The organism is Kitasatospora sp. NBC_01266 (assembly GCF_036242395.1).
GTDB lineage: Bacteria > Actinomycetota > Actinomycetes > Streptomycetales > Streptomycetaceae > Kitasatospora.
Window position 1 is genome coordinate 3,516,487 of record NZ_CP108458.1, and the last position, 16,314, is coordinate 3,532,800.

A 16,314-nucleotide genomic window follows, 5' to 3' on the forward strand; every position below is an offset into this window, starting at 1 on the left:
CTGCCCGGGAGGAGCTCGGCGCCGCGTGGGCGACCCCGCTCGCGGCCTGCCGTGATCCATGCTGGTTATGTCCGAACCCACGAGCCCCTTTCCGCCTCCCGAGGAGGACCCGCTGGCCAGCGACATCCCGGCCGACATCCCCGCGCCACGGCCGACCACCCAGCCCAGCCCAGCGGTCGGACTGCACCGGTTCAACGAGGCCGACCCCGGCGCCGCGGAGGAGGCCCTGCTCGCCTGCTGCGGCAGCCACCGCTGGGCCCTGCGGCTGACCGCCCACCGCCCCTACCCGGACCTGGACTCGCTGCTGGCCGCCGCCAGCGAGGCCTCCTACGACCTGCGCCCCACCGACCTGGCCGAGGCGCTGGCCGACGAGAGCTGGATGCCGCAGCCGCTGCTCGGCATGCGGGCCCCCGGCAGCCAGGCGGCGCACACCGCGCTGCGCGCCGCGCACGCCGCCTACGAGTCGCGGTTCGGGCACGTCTTCGTGGTCGCTCTGGACGGCGTCGAACCGGAGGAGATGCTGGACACCGTACTCAGCTCGATCCGCACCCGGCTGGCCAACGAGCCGGACGAGGAGCGCCTGATCGCCGCCGAGGAACTGCGCCGGATCGCGCTGCACCGACTGGAGCACCTGGTCGCCAGCAGCACGGCCGGCTGACCGGGACCGACCGGACAAGAGCGGCTCAGCCCTGGGCGGCCCGCAGCTTGCGGGTCTGCGCCAGGACCACCACCGGGTCCGGCACGGCGGCCGGCTCCTTCGCCGTCCCCACGGTGGAGAAGACGGCCAGCGCCGTGCCGACCCGCACCACCGCGGCCCGCTGGGAGAGCGTCGGCCCACCCGACTGCGGACCACTCGTCAGGGTGAACGCGGTCGCACCGTCCGCTCCCCCGGGGGTGGGCGTGTCGGCCCGCTCCAGCTGGTGCCGGGTGCGGGCCCCCTTCGGCCCGGCCGCCACGCCGGAGGTGAAGTCGGCGCACTGCGAGAGCACCTGGTCGAGCGTCGACTGCAGCACGGCCGCCCGCCCCGCCGGGTAGTCGAGCAGCGCCGTGTAGAGGCCACCCTGCGGATCGCCGGCCCTGGCCACGCTGAGATCGGTCTCGGCCTGCGGCTGGGCGGTCGGGTCGGCCGGTCCGATCGCGTCCAGCACCGGCTGGCAGGCCGCCACATCGGCCAGCTGCCGCCCCGCGCCCTGCGGCGCGGCGCCCTGGCCCGGATCCATCAAGGTGACGGTGTATCCGCTGCCGAGATCCGCGCCCTGCACCGCGGCGGCCCTCAGCTCGGCGGCGGTCAGCACCCGCGCGGGCGGCATCCGGTCGGCGGCGACGGGCTTCACCGTCGCGCACCCGCCGGCCGCGAGCACGGGCAGCAGCAACAGAACGGCGGGTCGAACGGTCATCAGTGTCCTCAACGGCGATTGACAACGGTGGAAATCCGAAGATCCGTCACCGTACCGTCTCCACGCCATGACCCAGCGTCACGAAAAGATGCCCCGTTAGGCCGCACGTGCCTGATTGATCACACTCAAACCCCCCGGAGGCGGTTACCGACGACGCGTCGATAGGATGACCGCGGCCGGTGGACCGTACCCGGCCGGGCTGACCGACACCGAAGCCGGCCGAGCCCTTCAACCGCTTCCGGAGGGTTTTCCGTGCCGGCTGGAACGCTGTACCGCGGCCGCGAAGGCATGTGGTCCTGGGTGGCTCATCGAGTCACTGGCGTCCTCATTTTCTTCTTCCTTCTCGTCCATGTCCTGGACACCGCACTGGTGCGGGTCTCGCCACAGGCGTACGACTCCGTCATCAACACCTACAAGACTCCGCTGGTGAACCTGATGGAGTACGGCTTGACCGCCGCCATCCTGTTCCACGCCCTGAACGGCCTGCGGGTCATCGCGGTGGACTTCTGGTCGAAGGGCCCGAAGTACCAGAAGCAGATGCTGTGGAGCGTCGTCGGCCTCTGGGTCGTGCTGATGGCCGGAGCCTTCTGGGGCATCCTGCAGCACACCCTGCTCACCTGGTTCGGGAAGTGATCCGGCATGTCTACTGACACCTCCGACATCGAGCTGGTCTCCTCCTCGCAGGCGCACACCGGCAAGGGCCTGGGCACCGGCAACCCCGCCGACGCCTTCGTCATCCAGCCGCCGCGCACCCGCACCACGAAGACCCCGCGACGCACCCGGACCAACTTCGAGATGCTCGCCTGGCTCTTCATGCGCCTGTCGGGCGTCGTGCTGGTCGTGCTGATCCTGGGTCACCTGCTGATCATGCTGCTGCTGGACCACGGCGTGTCGAAGATCAACTTCGCCTTCGTGGCCGGCCGCTGGGCCTCGCCGTTCTGGCAGGGCTGGGACCTGCTGATGCTCTGGCTGGCCATGCTGCACGGCGCCAACGGCATGCGCACCGTGATCAACGACTACGCCGAGAAGGACTCCACTCGGCTCTGGCTGAAGGGCCTGATGGGCGCCGCCACGGTCTTCACCGTGCTGCTCGGCACCCTGGTCATCTTCACCTTCGACCCGAACATCTAATCGGCCATCGCAGAGCCAGCAGAGCCAGAGGCGAGCTAACCCCCATGCAGATTCACCAGTACGACACCGTCATCGTCGGCGCCGGCGGCGCCGGCATGCGCGCGGCCATCGAGTCGACCCAGCGCAGCCGCACCGCGGTGCTGACCAAGCTCTACCCGACCCGGTCCCACACCGGCGCGGCCCAGGGCGGCATGTGCGCCGCCCTGGCCAACGTCGAGGAGGACAACTGGGAGTGGCACACCTTCGACACGGTCAAGGGTGGTGACTACCTGGTCGACCAGGACGCCGCCGAGATCATGTGCAAGGAGGCCATCGACGCCGTCCTCGACCTGGAGAAGATGGGTCTGCCCTTCTCCCGCACCGAGGCCGGCCGGATCGACCAGCGCCGCTTCGGCGGCCACACCCGCAACCACGGCGAGGCGGCCGTGCGCCGCTCCTGCTACGCGGCCGACCGCACCGGTCACATGATCCTCCAGACGCTGTTCCAGAACTGCGTCAAGCACGGCGTCGAGTTCTTCAACGAGTTCTACGTCCTCGACCTGCTGATCAACGACGGCAAGACCTCCGGCGTCGTCGCCTACGAGCTGGCCACCGGCGAGATCCACGTCTTCCAGGCCAAGGCGGTCGTCTTCGCCTCCGGCGGCACCGGCAAGTTCTTCAAGGTGACCTCCAACGCCCACACCCTCACCGGTGACGGCCAGGCCCTGGTCTACCGCCGCGGCCTGCCGCTGGAGGACATGGAGTTCTTCCAGTTCCACCCGACCGGCATCTGGCGGATGGGCATCCTGCTCACCGAGGGTGCCCGCGGTGAGGGCGGCATCCTGCGCAACAAGGACGGCGAGCGCTTCATGGAGCGCTACGCCCCGGTCATGAAGGACCTCGCGTCCCGTGACGTCTGCTCGCGCGCGATCTACACCGAGATCCGCGAGGGTCGCGGCTGCGGCCCCGAGGGCGACCACGTCTACCTGGACCTGACGCACCTTCCGCCGGAGCAGCTGGACGCCAAGCTGCCGGACATCACCGAGTTCGCCCGCACCTACCTCGGCATCGAGCCCTACACGGACCCGATCCCGATCCAGCCCACCGCGCACTACGCGATGGGCGGCATCCCGACCAACGTCGAGGGTGAGGTGCTGCGCAACAACACCGACATCGTCCCGGGCCTGTACGCGGCCGGCGAGGTCGCCTGCGTGTCCGTGCACGGCGCCAACCGCCTGGGCACCAACTCGCTGCTGGACATCAACGTCTTCGGCAAGCGGGCCGGTCTGGCCGCCGCCGACTACGCGAGCAAGAACGAGTTCGTCGCACTGCCCGCCAACCCGGCCGAGAAGGTGCAGGCGCTGGTCGAGGGCCTGCGCGAGTCCACCGGCACCGAGTCCGTGGCGCAGATCCGCAAGGAGCTGCAGGAGACCATGGACGTCAACGCCATGGTCTACCGCACCGGCGCCACCCTGAAGCAGGCCAGCGAGGACATCGCCGCGCTGCGCGAGCGCTACAAGCACGTGGCGATCCAGGACAAGGGCTTCCGCTACAACACCGACCTGCTGGAGGCCGTGGAGCTGGGCAACCTGCTCGACCTGGCCGAGGTGCTGGTCGTCTCCGCGCTGGCCCGTGAGGAGTCGCGCGGCGGCCACTTCCGTGAGGACTTCCCGACCCGTGACGACGTGAAGTTCATGCAGCACACCATGGCGTACCAGGAGGTTGCCGAGGACGGCGCCACCTCGATCCGCCTCGACTACAAGCCGGTCGTCACGACCCGCTACCAGCCGATGGAGCGTAAGTACTGATGAGCGCCCCCACGATCGACGCCCCGCACTCCGCGGCGCTGGACGCGGCCGAGGCCGGCGGCGTCCAGATGATCACCTTCACCCTGCGGATCCGCCGGTTCAACCCGGAGGAGCACCCGGACGCGGTGTGGGTGGACTACCAGCTCACCATGGACCCCAAGGAGCGCGTCCTGGACGCCCTCAACAAGGTCAAGTGGGAGCAGGACGGCACCCTCACCTACCGCCGCTCCTGCGCGCACGGCATCTGCGGCTCGGACGCCATGCGGATCAACGGCCGCAACCGGCTGGCCTGCAAGACCCTGCTGAAGGACGTCACCGCCCCGGACGGCAAGGGCGGCATGCAGCCGATCACCATCGAGGCCATCAAGGGCCTCGCGGTCCTCAAGGACCTGGTGGTCGACATGGACCCGTTCTTCCAGGCGTACAAGGACGTCATGCCGTTCCTCATCACCAAGGGGAACGACCCGACCCGCGAGCGCCTGCAGTCCGCCGAGGACCGCGAGCGCTTCGACGACACCACCAAGTGCATCCTGTGCGCCGCGTGCACCTCGTCCTGCCCGGTCTTCTGGAACGACGGCCAGTACTTCGGCCCGGCCGCCATCGTCAACGCGCACCGCTTCATCTTCGACTCGCGTGACGAGGGCGCCGAGCAGCGCCTGGAGATCCTCAACGACCGCGAGGGCGTGTGGCGCTGCCGCACCACCTTCAACTGCTCGGAGGCCTGCCCGCGTGGCATCGAGGTCACCAAGGCGATCCAGGAAGTCAAGCGCGCCCTGGTGACGCGCCGCTTCTGACGCTCCGTCGAGCAGCAACGGCCGAGGGCCCGTCCGGTATCCACCGGACGGGCCCTCGGGCTTGATCGGGTTACTTCAGCGGACCGATGTCCTCCGGGCTGGTCCAGCCACTGAAGATGACCAGGTGCCGGTCGGCGGTGACGGTCCACAGGTCGGCGGCGCCGTCCCCGTCCAGGTCACCGGAGCTGCCCAGGATGGGATAGGCGGCGGTGGTGAAGCCGGTCGCCACCACGTGGGCGGTGGGGTCGGCCAGGGCGGAGAAGTCGAAGGTGCCGTCGGCCTTCTTCGGCAGCGGGTAGGCGTGCAGCTCGCCGGTGGCGCGGTCACGGGCCCAGAGCGCCAGGTTGCCCTGCGCGTCGGCCCCGGGCGCGACCAGGTCGTAGCCGCTCCAGTTGCCCGCCGTGGTCAGCTGCTGGGCGTCGCGGAAGCCCCGGAAGTTGACGTTGTCGAAGAGCCACAGGTTGCCCTGCTCGACGCTGAGCAGCGACGGGTCGTCCGGGTGGCCCGGGTCCGTCGAGCCGAGTGCGACGATCTGGTCCGCGCCGGACCAGTCGCTGCCGTAGCCTGCCGGGCAGCTGATCGTCGCTCCGGTGACGTCCTGGCAGGTCGACGGGCGGGTGACCAGGGTGGCGTTCTGCCGGCCGAGCGGCAGCGACCCCTGGTTCTCGTACATGTAGAGGTTGGCCTTGCCGGCCGCCGAGTTCAGGTCGCGCACGAAGACCGTGTCGGCGGTGGCGGTGTTGGGCATCCAGCCGCGGTGGCTGACCTCGAAACCGGTCCAACTGCCCGCGTTGAACGGCGCGTCGGCCGCCGGGATGGTCTCGCTCGGCGTGGTGCTGCCCGTGTTGCCGCTGATCACCTGGAGGTTGCCCGCGGCGTCGGGCAGCACGATGTCGGGAGTGCCGTTGTTGTCGACGTCACCGAGGGTGGCCGGCGGGGTGGGGTTGCTCGGCGCGTAGAAGTTGTAGGAGAACGGCTGCGAGACGTTGCCCGCGTTGTCGATCGCCTGGACGGAGAGCGTGTTGCTGCCCCAGTCGGCCGGCGTCAGCTGCACGACTGCCTGACCGTTGGCATCGGGCACCACGGTGTTGGCGCCGCCGCACCCGGTGAAGATGCCCAGCGAGGCGGGCGGGAGCGCGTACTGGTAGCAGGCCACCCCCGACGCCGCACCACCGGTCGGCACCGGGTCGGTGCCCGTGAAGGTGAAGGTGCCCGGCTGCCCGGCGTACTTGGTCGCCGTCTGCCCCGACCCCTGGGCCGGGAAGTCGGTGGAGTTCACGCCGACCGTCGGCGGCGTGCGGTCCACCCGGAAGTGGCACTCGGGCGTGGACGAGTGCACGCCGTCCGTCTCCGAGTAGGCGTGCCAGACGTAGCTGTGGCCGTCCTGCAGACCCGGCACCTGGACGCTGACGGTGCCGTTCTGGATCGCCAGCTCGGTGGCCCGCAGCACCGAGGTGTGCGGGTCGGTGGTGGTGTCGGTGACCGCGATGTCCGGCAGCGTGGTGACGCCGGCCGGGACCTGGACGTCGGCGCTGAGCGTCGGCGGAGCCGTGCTCAGCCCGACCCAGCCCGCGGTGCCGTCCGGGGCGCAGTCCTCGGTCGGCGCGGCGCCGGGGGCGAGCACCGGGGCCGGCGTGACGCGCGGGTTGCTGTAGGACAGCCCGGCGTCGGCGACGGCGTTCGGAGCGGCGGCCAGACCGACAGCCATGGTGAGCACGCCGGTGGCGGCGAGCAGGCGTGACGTACGCAAGAAGAAGAGTCCCCCTCGAATAAGAATTCGATAAACCTGAAGCGGTTGGGACTCTCCCAGCTGCCGATCCGGCAGGTCAACGGCTTTTCAGGCCACCGGCCTTGCGGAGCGCAGCCCGCGCAGTCCGACCAGGCCCACCAGGACGCCCAGCGCGAAGGAGGTGATGGCCAGCGCCAGGTGGATCCAGAAGAAGGCGGTGGGGTGGCTGTGGTCGCCGTTGGTGAAAGCCTGGTGGGCCGAGTCCTGCCAGAGGTTCTTCACGAAGGTCAAAGAATGGAAGACACTCAGGAGGATCTACCACCCCCGGCGGCGGGCCCCGCCGGCAGGGCCCACATACTTGAGGGATCGGCTACCCCGCTCGAAGGACCACACCCATGAAGCTCACTCGCCCCGTCTCCTGGTTCCTTACGGCGTTCGGCGCGTGGTCTTGGATGGTCTGGGTGACATTCGCCAAGAACCTCTGGGCCGACTCCGCCCACCAGGCGTTCACCAACGGCGATCACTCCCACCCGACCGCCTTCTTCTGGATCCACCTGGCGCTGACCATCGTGTCGTTCGCCCTGGGGACGGCCATCGGCGTCATCGGCATCCGGGGCGTTCTCGCCGCCCGACGCGCCGCCCAGTAACAGAAGCAGCCCCGGCGACGGGCGACGGTGGCCCGCCCGCCCGTGGGTGACGTACGACGGCCGGGCCGGTCAGCGGGTCCGGGTCAGCCGATCACGTGGTCCGGGTCGTCCAGCCAGGCCCGGTGTTCGCCGGCCACGGTCACGGTCAGGCCGAGCCGGGACAGGTCCGGGCTGTCGTGGCGCCGCCACCACTCGCGGGCGGCTGTCACCTCGTCCCACAGGTTCCGGGGGCCTGACTGCGAGACGGCATGCTCGCCCTGCCAGTCGGCGAGGCGGCAGTGGGCGTACGACTGCCCGTCCCAGATCTCGAACCGGCCCGTGCCGAACCGGTCGTAGGAGGCCCAGACGCTCTGCCGAAACAGGCCGGGCATCCGCAGGCCGATCGCGAACGCGGCGTCGGTGCTGTCGGCGACGTCGGCGGGGTCGATCTCCGATCGGCCGTAACGGACGTCTTCGATCTCGAACTCACCGCTGTCGGGTCGCTGGTCGCGGACCCACATGAACGCCACGTCCGCCACGAACGGGCCGCTTGCCGACTTGCCATCATCGGCGACCGTGAGCCGCGCCAGTGCCCCGTTGCAGAAGGCGGTGCCGTACGGGGCCAGGATCACCCCGCCGGGTTCGGTCTGTTCGATCAGAGCAGCGGGCAACCGCTGGACGGCAGCGGTCAGGTGCACCCGCTGGAAGGGCGCCCCGTCGGGGTCGCCGAGCATGCCGTCACCGACCACGACCCGGGGCCGCAGGCCGAGCGCGTCGAGCCGGGCTCGGGCCTCGGTGGCGAGCTTGGGGTCCACCTCGATGGTGACGACGTGGTCAGCGCCGAGCCGGTGGGACAGCAGGCCCGCCGTCCACCCCGTACCTGTGCCCACCTCCAGGACGCGCATGCCGTCGGCAACGGCCAGGTGGCGGAGCATCGTTGCCACAACCGTGGGCATGGAGCTGGACGAGGACGGGGTCTCGGTCCCCGCGTACAGCTGCGTGACCAACGGCAGGTCCGAGCCGGCCACCTCCGCCCATCGAGCCGGGTTCGTCTCAATGTCGATCCACTCGCCCCCGTGATAGATCCGCGCCGGGGTGAAGCTGTCACGTGGGAGGGCGCGGAACGCCTCTTCCCAGTCGGCCGACAATGCCCCCGATTCCCGGAGCCTGTCAGCGAGTTCGTCCCAGGTCATCGGCTGCCTACTTCCCGGGCTTGGGCAGGTTGGTGGGCGGCGCGTCCCGCTGCCCGTCGTGCGGGGCCGTGTCCGGCGAACCGGAGTGGCCGCCGCCCGAGCCTCCGCCCGCCTTGCCGGGCCCGTCGTTGCCGCCGCCTCCGCCGTGCTTTCCCATGGCTGTGCCTCCTTGTGGTTGACGTGCTGTCCGCGTCTCCGTGCGCTGCCGTCACTCCGGCGGCATCGGACCGGGGCCGGGCGGACGGTTGGGGCCGGGCGTGGGAGTGGTCATGCCGGTGACTCCTCACACTGAGGTGTGCCGGATCACCGGTCGGTGTCCGGGGCATTCGGTGGTGCGGAACCCGCTCCAGTCGGCTGCCTGCCAGGGATGACGGCCGGGCGGGAGTCAGTTGGGCGGCCAGCAGCGCGGGTGGTTGGCCTCGCGCACCCGGGCGAGCATTCGGCCCGCCGTCGCCGTTCGTCAGCCGTCAGCCGTCAGCCGTCAGCGGAGCCTTGCTGAACTCCTCCGGGGTCAGCACCGGTCGAGGCCCGGCGGTGCGCTCGCGCGGCCACGGGTGCGCCTTGATCCACTCGAACGGATCCACCGGGCCCGAGTCGCCTTCGGCCTGCTCGCCGGCACTCACTCGATGCCCTTGTCAGGGCACTTCTCACTGCCACAGGTGCAGAATGGCCACCCGCGCGGCGTACCCCTGATGACCCGTGCGGAGTACGCCGGGTCGTACTCATCCAACGGGTTGCCAACCGGGGCGCGCTGACGCTGCTCGGCACGGTACTCAGCGAGGGTCCTGCGATGCACGCCCGTCGTCATCTGCCCACTCCTCCCACTTGGTGGATACCAAGGTCCGGCAGTCGCCCAGGACGGTGGAGCCTCGCACAAAGGACACTTCGGGACGTCCCTTGTGCGGTAGAACGTCCCTAACAAAGGCCCGGTGTCTGTGGGGAGACAATCGCGATGCCGAACGAGAGACTGAAAAGCGTTATGACGTCAGGCGGTTGGACGCACGCCGCCTTGGCGGAGAAGGCCGGCGTGGACACCAAGTCGGTTGAACGATGGGCCAACCAGAACAGGACGCCCCGGCTAGGGACAGCCCGCCTGGCTGCCGAAGCGCTGGGAGAAGACATGTTCGCACTGTGGCCGAGCCTGCGGCAGCCACGCGCCGCGCGCGCGATAAGTCCTGAACTGGTGGGCCTGTACGAGCAGCGGGCCGACCTGCCGGTCTCCGTCTTCGTGGACCTGCTCGGCAAGGCCACGGAGCGGATCGACGTCCTGGTCTACGCAGCGGTCTTCCTCCACGAGGCGTACCCCCGGCTCAACGACCTGATCCGTGAGCGCGCCGCCGAGGGTTGCGCGGTCCGGATCGCCCTCGGTGATCCCGACAGCGAGAACGTCAGGCAGCGCGGCCAGGAAGAGAAGTTCGGCCACGGCATCGAGTCTCGCTGCAGACTCGCGCTCATGCACTACCACCCCCTCGTCGGGACTCCCGGGATCGAGATCCGCACCCACTCGACGACGCTCTACAACAGCCTGTACCGGGCAGACGACCAACTACTCGTGAACGCGCACGTGTGGGGCGTCAACGCCTTCGGCGCTCCCGTCTGGCACCTGCGGCGTTCTGGCACGGGGACGCTGTTCGACACCTATGCTGCGAGCTTCGACGCGGTGTGGGACACCGCTCGACCGGTTGAGGAGAACTGATCACGTGGCCCGAACCGAGTACTACGACGATCCCGACGCCCCGAAGCCGAACCGGCTGGTCGTGGCGGCATCCGCCGTCGTGACCGACGACGCGGGCCGCATCCTGCTGCAACGGCGCACCGACAACGGGCTGTACGCGTTGCCCGGCGGGACGATGGATCTCGGGGAGTCGCTGCCCGGGACGGCGGTGCGGGAAGTTCAGGAGGAGACCGGACTTGATGTGGAGATCACGGGCCTGGTCGGCACGTACACCGACCCCCGCCACATCATCGCCTACTCGGACGGCGAGGTCCGCCAGCAGTTCAACGTGTGCTTCACCGCTCGCATCACGGGTGGAGAGCTGAGGATCTCCAACGAATCCACCGACCTCCAGTTCGTCGCCCCAGCCGAGATCGAGAACTTGCCGATGCACCACACGCAACGGCTCCGGCTCCAGCACTTCCTGGAGCACCGGGCAACTCCCCACCTGGGATAGGCATCCGTACGATGAAAGGCCCCCGCCCGACCCTCGAAAGGGTCAGGCGGGGGCAGTGAGCTACTCAACGGCTCGGGTAGGGCGCACGGTGCCACAGGCCCCGGCTGTCCTGCCAGAGCCCGACTGTGGCGGGCGGCAGGCACCTGCGGGCGCCATGGGGGCCGGTTCGGTGAGCGTCGCCCGCGCGGGTGCTGGCGAACGTCTCGTGACAGGCCGGGCAGTGCTCGGCGCGCCGGCCGGACCAGCGCCGACCGCACGGCGGGTGAACGACGGTTCGGATAGGTGCCTCCGTACTCCTGCCAGGGCAGGGATTTCGCGGCTTGGCGGGCCGTTCCGCAGCCGGTTGGGCTCGGGCCGACTGCTGGCTGACCCACGCGCCCGGGTAGCAGCGGCACGGGGGTTCCTGCTGACCGGGCGGCCCTTCGCGTACGCGCAGGTGCGCGTCTGCACCCGCGTCGTGCACGCGCGCGTGGGCCACCTGGGCCAACCGGCCGAAAGGCCAGGTCACAGCGGGTGACGAAAAATCGGACCGGAAAGTCCCAGACCCGTAGCCAGGCCGAATCCTGCTATCACGTAGCGATCAGGGGAACCAGGAGGGGAGTCCTCCCCCAGGCCCAGGGGATCCCCGGGGCCAGAGTCGAAGGATCTTAGTGGGACAACTCCCTTTGGTAATAGGTGCATTGACCAGCTATCGTCCGATGCCATGGCAAACACAAACTGGTCAGTCCGCTACCCGGTCGATCCGGCCATCGGCCCCAACACCCCGATCCCCCTCGGGGGCAAGCTGCTCGGCACCCTCCACGCCGCCCTCTCCGACGCCCCGATCGAGGCGTGGGAGTTCGAGGTGCGCGGCGAGGCAGTAGAGAGCTTCGACGACTTCCAGCGACTCATCAACGAGGCAGAGAGCGTCCAGTACGGCGAGTTCGTCGCGCGCGCGAACGGCATCGTCGTCGAGTCCAGCTGATAGAGGGCCCAGTGGCCGCGGGGGCGCACTGGAGTAACCTTCTCGTTGGCTTTGCGCCGCGTGCAGGACGGACACAGATCCAGCGAGGAAGCGGAAAGTACGACGAGAACCCGCACCCCCGCCACCCTGTGCAGCCCGGGTGCGTCGGGCGCTCGCGCAGCCGTGACCAGCGGCCACCGGCCTGCCGGTCGGCGTCGCTGCCCGCGCGTCCCTCGCGCCCGGACTTCACCGAGTGGTGACAGCCGCACAGGGCTTGCAAGTTGGCCACGTCGTGGTTGTCGCCGGGGTTGATGTGGTCGCAGTCCGCTGCCAGTTCGGGGCAGCGGTCGCCGATGTCAGTGCGTATCCACTGGTACCGCCAGCCGGCGCGGTCCATCACGAACCGTCGTCGGGCGGGCCAGCCACGCGGTAGGCGCTTGGCTCGTTCACTGCCTTGCCAGTTGGGCACTCGGCCCCACCACCTTCGGTAGGCCAGCCACACCAGCGCGACCACCAGGACCAGCACCAGGTCCACGCTCACCACGTCCCAGCCGTCCGCCCGGTGCGGCCCGTCGTGGTGCACCACGGTGCGCTGATGACCGGGACGACCACGGGGTGAGGCACGACCACAACAGGCGGTGCAGGATCACCTGTCAGCTGAGCCAGTCCTCACCCGTGGTCGCCGAGGGCGGACCCGCAGTCGGATCATGAACGGTGTCCGGGTCCGCCGACGGATCGAGTCGGCCAGGCAGGCCGCCTGTGTAGTCCCTGGCGTACTCCAGCCGGTCGGTGATCAAGCGGTCCAGTGCCCTCCGGTCTGCTGCCCAGTTGATGCCGCCGCGCGGAGCCATGATCCGCCACTGCCGTTCGTTCGCCTGCCATGGATTGCCAAGATCCTCGCCAAGGCCCTCGACGGCATCGGCCAATGACGCCAACTCATCGATCAGAGAAGCCAGTTGCCTAGCCAGATTCAGAGCTTCGGTGCGCTTCCCCTCCGCAGTGACGCAGATGTCCGCCCGCCACTTCGGCCGAGCGCTGATCGACGTCGTCCGCACGGCTCCGGCGGCCTCGGCGGCAACCTGATAGACGGCCAGTTGGGCGCGCTCCGCCTCGGCGAGCTTGGACATCAGCGGACCCCTGCTGGTCGCCTTCGGGATCGGCTTGCCCTCACGGACAGCAGCCTTGGCCGCCCACGCGTCCTTGTCGTCAAGGGCCGCCAGGTCTGCGCGCACTCGATCAACTGCGTCGTCGCTGTCCGCCCGACGCCCGTGCAGTTCGTCCATGCGGGCCAGGGCGTCGCGCACTCTCGCTGGCGTGCAGACGTAGGCATAACCAGGGACAGCCCGGGAGGCGATCTCGTACAGGCGCTCAAGCTGCTCGGTGCGCTGCTGCTCCGGCATCAGGTTCTCGGTCATCCGATTCACCCCGCCAGCCGGCGAGCGAGCACCGAGGCCGCCAGCTTCATGGGGTCGATGTCCAGGGTCGGGGGCGGATCAACCGGCCCGCCGCTGGGAAGCAGCGACTTGGGGCGGGTGTTCAAGTTGGCAGGCATGGCCTTGATCGTTTCAATAAGCCGGTCAGCGTCCGCCCGGATCTCTGCCTCAGTGCTGCCGTTCAGCCGGTCGGCCAGGCCCAGCGGAAGACCGGAAGTCTTCGCAATCGCCTCTCGGACGGCAGCGAGTCCCGCCGCGCGCTTGTCCCGAGCGCCGTCCGAGCTGGCCTCCCCGACCTCCGACACGGCTTCCCGTACTGCATTCTTCACGAATTCCCTGCGGTCCATAGCAATACCTCTTTCACGTAGTTGAGGCGCACACGCAGGCCGGAACCCAAAACGGCCCCGCCTTGCCGAGTGCACGCACGTCCGAGACCGCCGAATGCCTCGGGAAAGCAGCGCACCCGACAGGCGGGGCGGACCGACAGGAAACACGCTGGCTGCCGGAGCACTATGAAGTTGTTGTTGTCGGGGCTGTTCGACTCGCTCCCGTTTGAGGCACACCCGGCGCCACAGAAAGATTAATGGGGGGTGGTAAAGAAGTCGGCGCGTGCGCCCGGTTCACAGATGCAGTCTGCGAACCGGGCCGCTCGGCTAGACCGCGACAACCTCCAGCACGGCGGCGCGCTTCCGCTGCCGGTACGACTTTTGGCGGTGGGCGTTGGAGCAGTAGCTCCGCGCCCGCCCGACGCCGTCCCATCCGGCATTATTCCCGCAGCCTTCCAGCTGACAGCTGGCTTCCCAGCGAGCTTCCTCCGCAAGTTGTCGCGCGCCTCTGGCTGTGCAGTCCTCGCACCATGCACCGTGACCGTTGGCAAAGTCAGCTGGCGTGCCGCACTTGTCGCAGGGGCGCCCCCGCCAACCGGCCGGGCGAGTGTCGGCGTGCTTAAGTGCCTGCCGACAGGCGTTCGAGCAGACGGCGCGCTGGCGTCCGGTCAGCGACTTCTCGCACCAGTTACAGGCAGTTCCAAAGGTGAACAGATCAGCTCCTCTCGGGTCCTGTTACAAAAAGCGACTGGCAGTGACAGGGGTTTCCGTTTTTCCCTACAGAGCTTTCTAGGGACTTGTATAGTTGGACTGAGTTCCAGGTACAGCACTAAAATTATTCATAACAACCCTGCTCTCCGTAGCGGCTTCGACCATTTGAGTTAACGGGGGGTGGTCAAGGATCCCGCCCGCGCCGTCAGCCCCGGCGGTCAGCGGGCCTCGGATACAACTACGGCCCGAATCACAGAGACAGACTCTCTGCGATTCGGGCCGATTCCGGCTACTCGTCAGACGATGACCAACGGCCGGTTGTGCCCAGTGATGTGCGCCAGTTCCTCAGCCGTGGGCGTCGGCCGCCAGTCCAGCGTCACCCGGTCGGCAACGGGGATGACCGACCGGTCAGCGCGCCGTCCGGGGCCCACCGCCACACCGGATAGAAACAGGTTGAGGAACTGCCGACGCTTGACGGTGTCCCAGCCCGCCCACGGGGACTCCGGCCCCAGCGGGTCTTCCCCAGCGGCGAACCACTCCACCGGAACCCGCACGGCTCGGGCCGACCTGTCGTCCAACTCCCGCATGCGCTCAAGGCACTTCTCCTCGTACGCCTGGTACTGCAACATCGTCCCCCGGAACGCCGCCGATCCCCGTTCCCCCTTGTAGATGCCCGCCTTCCGGTCCTCGTACAGCTCCGCGATGGACTGCCGGACGTGCTCAAGGTGGGCCTGCGTCTCGGCACGCTCGCTCTCGACCCCGGCAAGGTCCTCTTGCTCCGCGAACCGTGCGGCAGCAGCCACCAGCCATGCCTGGTCGTCCGGGTCGGACAGGTCGGCACTGCTGATCTTCGCCCATACCCGGCGGGCAACGTGGTCATCAAGGTGCACGATCTGCACCGACAGGCCGCCGTGCCCGACGGGGTTCGCGCACATGTAGTAGCGCCCGCTCTTGCCCATCGAGCCCTCGCACGTGGCGCAGCGGGAGAACTTCCAGCCGGACAGCAGCGACGGCACGCTGTTCTCATACTGCCGCTCGGCGAGACCGCGCTGACCGATCTTCTCCTGGAGCTCCAGCCACGTCTGTCCCGGGATGATGCCCTGGTGCGGCGTCAACGGGGTGCCCGACTCATCCCGGGCGATGACGTTGGCCAAGGTTCCCTTGGGGCCCTTCGGGACACGCACCGAGGCGAACCCGCCGATGCACGGGTGCGTGAGGATGTGACGCACGGTCTGAGCGCGCCAGATGATCCCGGTTCGCTGCCGGCCGGGGAACCCGCGCTCCTGGACCGCCTTCTTGCGTGCCTCGGTGTTCCGCTGGGTCGTGGTGCCGGGGGCGGGTGTGCCCTCCTTGTTCATGGTCGCCGCGATGCGGTTGTAGGCGTAGCCCTTGAAGGCGAGGTCAACCAGCTTCCGGACCACGTCGGCGTAGGCCATCTCCGCTTCGTCCCAGTGGTCCTCGTTGGGCTCAAGCGTGGTGACGGTCAGCTTCCCGATCACCTCCCGGCGGGCCTTCATACCGAAGGGCGGAGTGGAGGAGTGCCGCCCGCCAACGGCCTGGATCTCCTCCTTCGCTCCGGCGGTGCGGGCCGCCTTGATGTCGGAGTCCTGTTTGGCGAGCGCGGCGATCAGCGCGAAGATCGCCTCCCCGACGGGGTTGCTGGTGTCGAGGAACGGCTCCTGGACGCTGACGAGTCGCACGCCGTACTCGCGCAACTTCTTGTCGATCGTCATGGCCTCGTAGGCGCCCTGCCTGGTGAGGCGCGAGAGTTCGTTGATGACGATGACGTCCAATTCCCCGCGTTCGACGGAGCGCATCATCTCTTCGAAGTCCGGCCGGACGACCTTCGGGTCCCACCCCGACTTCCCCACATCCTTGTACTCCCGGACCACCTGCCACTTACTTGTGGCACGGGCGGCGACCAGCGCGTGACCGGCACTCAGTTGAGCCTCGGGCGAAGCCTCGGAGGCGTCTGGGCGCTTGCTGGACTGGCGGGCGTACAGCCCCACCCGGACGACGTCCAGTTGGTCCGAGGGGATGTCCGGGGCGAGGAAGGTTGCCATGTTCTGAGCT

19 protein-coding genes are annotated in these 16,314 nt (G+C 68.9%); 9 read left to right on the top strand and 10 right to left on the bottom strand.

Annotated features, from left to right (window positions below; all coding sequences use genetic code 11):
- Positions 1-67 precede the first annotated feature (67 nt).
- Positions 68-658, top strand: a complete 591-nt coding sequence (locus OG403_RS15065; protein ID WP_329564762.1) for a 2-oxo-4-hydroxy-4-carboxy-5-ureidoimidazoline decarboxylase — start codon at positions 68-70, stop codon at positions 656-658.
- Positions 659-683: 25 nt separating this feature from the next.
- Here the strand turns inward: OG403_RS15065 and OG403_RS15070 are convergent, their stop codons facing one another.
- Positions 684-1,397: a hypothetical protein gene (locus tag OG403_RS15070; protein WP_329564763.1), complete on the bottom strand. Its 714-nt coding sequence runs from the start codon at positions 1,395-1,397 to the stop codon at positions 684-686.
- Positions 1,398-1,649: 252 nt separating this feature from the next.
- On the opposite strand from OG403_RS15070, the gene sdhC reads away from it, so the two are divergent.
- The 4 genes from sdhC to OG403_RS15090 are packed head-to-tail and all read left to right on the top strand — an operon-like array spanning position 1,650 to position 5,109.
- Positions 1,650-2,030 (top strand): succinate dehydrogenase, cytochrome b556 subunit, encoded by a 381-nt coding sequence (gene sdhC, locus OG403_RS15075; protein ID WP_280692393.1) that lies wholly within the window; start codon positions 1,650-1,652, stop codon positions 2,028-2,030.
- A gap of 6 nt (positions 2,031-2,036) precedes the next feature.
- Complete coding sequence (locus OG403_RS15080) at positions 2,037-2,528, top strand: succinate dehydrogenase hydrophobic membrane anchor subunit (protein WP_329564764.1); 492 nt, start codon at positions 2,037-2,039, stop codon at positions 2,526-2,528.
- A gap of 44 nt (positions 2,529-2,572) precedes the next feature.
- Complete coding sequence (sdhA, locus tag OG403_RS15085) at positions 2,573-4,315, top strand: succinate dehydrogenase flavoprotein subunit (RefSeq protein WP_329564765.1); 1,743 nt, start codon at positions 2,573-2,575, stop codon at positions 4,313-4,315.
- On the top strand, positions 4,315-5,109 hold the full coding sequence (locus OG403_RS15090) for a succinate dehydrogenase iron-sulfur subunit (protein WP_329564766.1): 795 nt from the start codon (positions 4,315-4,317) through the stop codon (positions 5,107-5,109). Before sdhA ends, OG403_RS15090 begins: the two co-directional genes overlap by 1 nt.
- Positions 5,110-5,179: 70 nt before the next feature.
- On the opposite strand, the gene OG403_RS15095 is transcribed toward OG403_RS15090, so the two are convergent.
- Positions 5,180-6,859 (bottom strand): hypothetical protein, encoded by a 1,680-nt coding sequence (locus tag OG403_RS15095; protein WP_329564767.1) that lies wholly within the window; start codon positions 6,857-6,859, stop codon positions 5,180-5,182.
- 87 nt (positions 6,860-6,946) lie between these two features.
- Positions 6,947-7,153, bottom strand: coding sequence for an SCO4848 family membrane protein (locus OG403_RS15100; protein ID WP_442911066.1), 207 nt, complete (start codon positions 7,151-7,153; stop codon positions 6,947-6,949).
- Positions 7,154-7,233: 80 nt separating this feature from the next.
- Between OG403_RS15100 and OG403_RS15105 the strand changes: the two genes are divergently transcribed.
- The gene (locus tag OG403_RS15105; RefSeq protein WP_280692383.1) at positions 7,234-7,485 is read left to right on the top strand and encodes an SCO4848 family membrane protein; all 252 of its coding nucleotides are present in this window, start codon (positions 7,234-7,236) and stop codon (positions 7,483-7,485) included.
- 83 nt (positions 7,486-7,568) lie between these two features.
- Here the strand turns inward: OG403_RS15105 and OG403_RS15110 are convergent, their stop codons facing one another.
- From OG403_RS15110 to OG403_RS15120, 3 genes are all read right to left on the bottom strand, one after another.
- The gene (locus OG403_RS15110; protein WP_329564768.1) at positions 7,569-8,657 is read right to left on the bottom strand and encodes a methyltransferase domain-containing protein; all 1,089 of its coding nucleotides are present in this window, start codon (positions 8,655-8,657) and stop codon (positions 7,569-7,571) included.
- 7 nt (positions 8,658-8,664) lie between these two features.
- Positions 8,665-8,814 (bottom strand): hypothetical protein, encoded by a 150-nt coding sequence (locus tag OG403_RS15115; RefSeq protein ID WP_329564769.1) that lies wholly within the window; start codon positions 8,812-8,814, stop codon positions 8,665-8,667.
- Positions 8,815-9,124: 310 nt separating this feature from the next.
- Positions 9,125-9,280: a hypothetical protein gene (locus tag OG403_RS15120; protein WP_329564770.1), complete on the bottom strand. Its 156-nt coding sequence runs from the start codon at positions 9,278-9,280 to the stop codon at positions 9,125-9,127.
- 329 nt (positions 9,281-9,609) lie between these two features.
- On the opposite strand from OG403_RS15120, the gene OG403_RS15125 reads away from it, so the two are divergent.
- Both OG403_RS15125 and OG403_RS15130 read left to right on the top strand, forming a co-directional pair.
- Positions 9,610-10,353, top strand: a complete 744-nt coding sequence (locus tag OG403_RS15125) for a helix-turn-helix domain-containing protein (RefSeq protein ID WP_329564771.1) — start codon at positions 9,610-9,612, stop codon at positions 10,351-10,353.
- Positions 10,354-10,357: 4 nt separating this feature from the next.
- A complete protein-coding gene (locus OG403_RS15130) occupies positions 10,358-10,828 on the top strand; it encodes an NUDIX domain-containing protein (protein WP_329564772.1) in 471 nt (156 codons plus the stop codon).
- Positions 10,829-10,892: 64 nt separating this feature from the next.
- Here OG403_RS15130 and OG403_RS36700 read toward each other — a convergent pair whose 3' ends face one another.
- On the bottom strand, positions 10,893-11,336 hold the full coding sequence (locus OG403_RS36700) for an FDXHR family putative zinc-binding protein (RefSeq protein ID WP_442910917.1): 444 nt from the start codon (positions 11,334-11,336) through the stop codon (positions 10,893-10,895).
- Between the two features lie 195 nt (positions 11,337-11,531).
- Between OG403_RS36700 and OG403_RS15135 the strand changes: the two genes are divergently transcribed.
- Positions 11,532-11,792, top strand: coding sequence for a hypothetical protein (locus OG403_RS15135; RefSeq protein WP_329564773.1), 261 nt, complete (start codon positions 11,532-11,534; stop codon positions 11,790-11,792).
- Positions 11,793-12,424: 632 nt separating this feature from the next.
- Here the strand turns inward: OG403_RS15135 and OG403_RS15140 are convergent.
- From OG403_RS15140 to OG403_RS15150, 3 genes are all read right to left on the bottom strand, one after another.
- Positions 12,425-13,186, bottom strand: coding sequence for a hypothetical protein (locus tag OG403_RS15140; RefSeq protein WP_329564774.1), 762 nt, complete (start codon positions 13,184-13,186; stop codon positions 12,425-12,427).
- A 5-nt stretch (positions 13,187-13,191) separates the two neighbouring features.
- The gene (locus OG403_RS15145) at positions 13,192-13,551 is read right to left on the bottom strand and encodes a hypothetical protein (protein ID WP_329564775.1); all 360 of its coding nucleotides are present in this window, start codon (positions 13,549-13,551) and stop codon (positions 13,192-13,194) included.
- A gap of 986 nt (positions 13,552-14,537) precedes the next feature.
- Positions 14,538-16,304, bottom strand: a complete 1,767-nt coding sequence (locus OG403_RS15150) for a recombinase family protein (protein ID WP_329564776.1) — start codon at positions 16,302-16,304, stop codon at positions 14,538-14,540.
- Between the last annotated feature and the right edge of the window lie 10 nt (positions 16,305-16,314).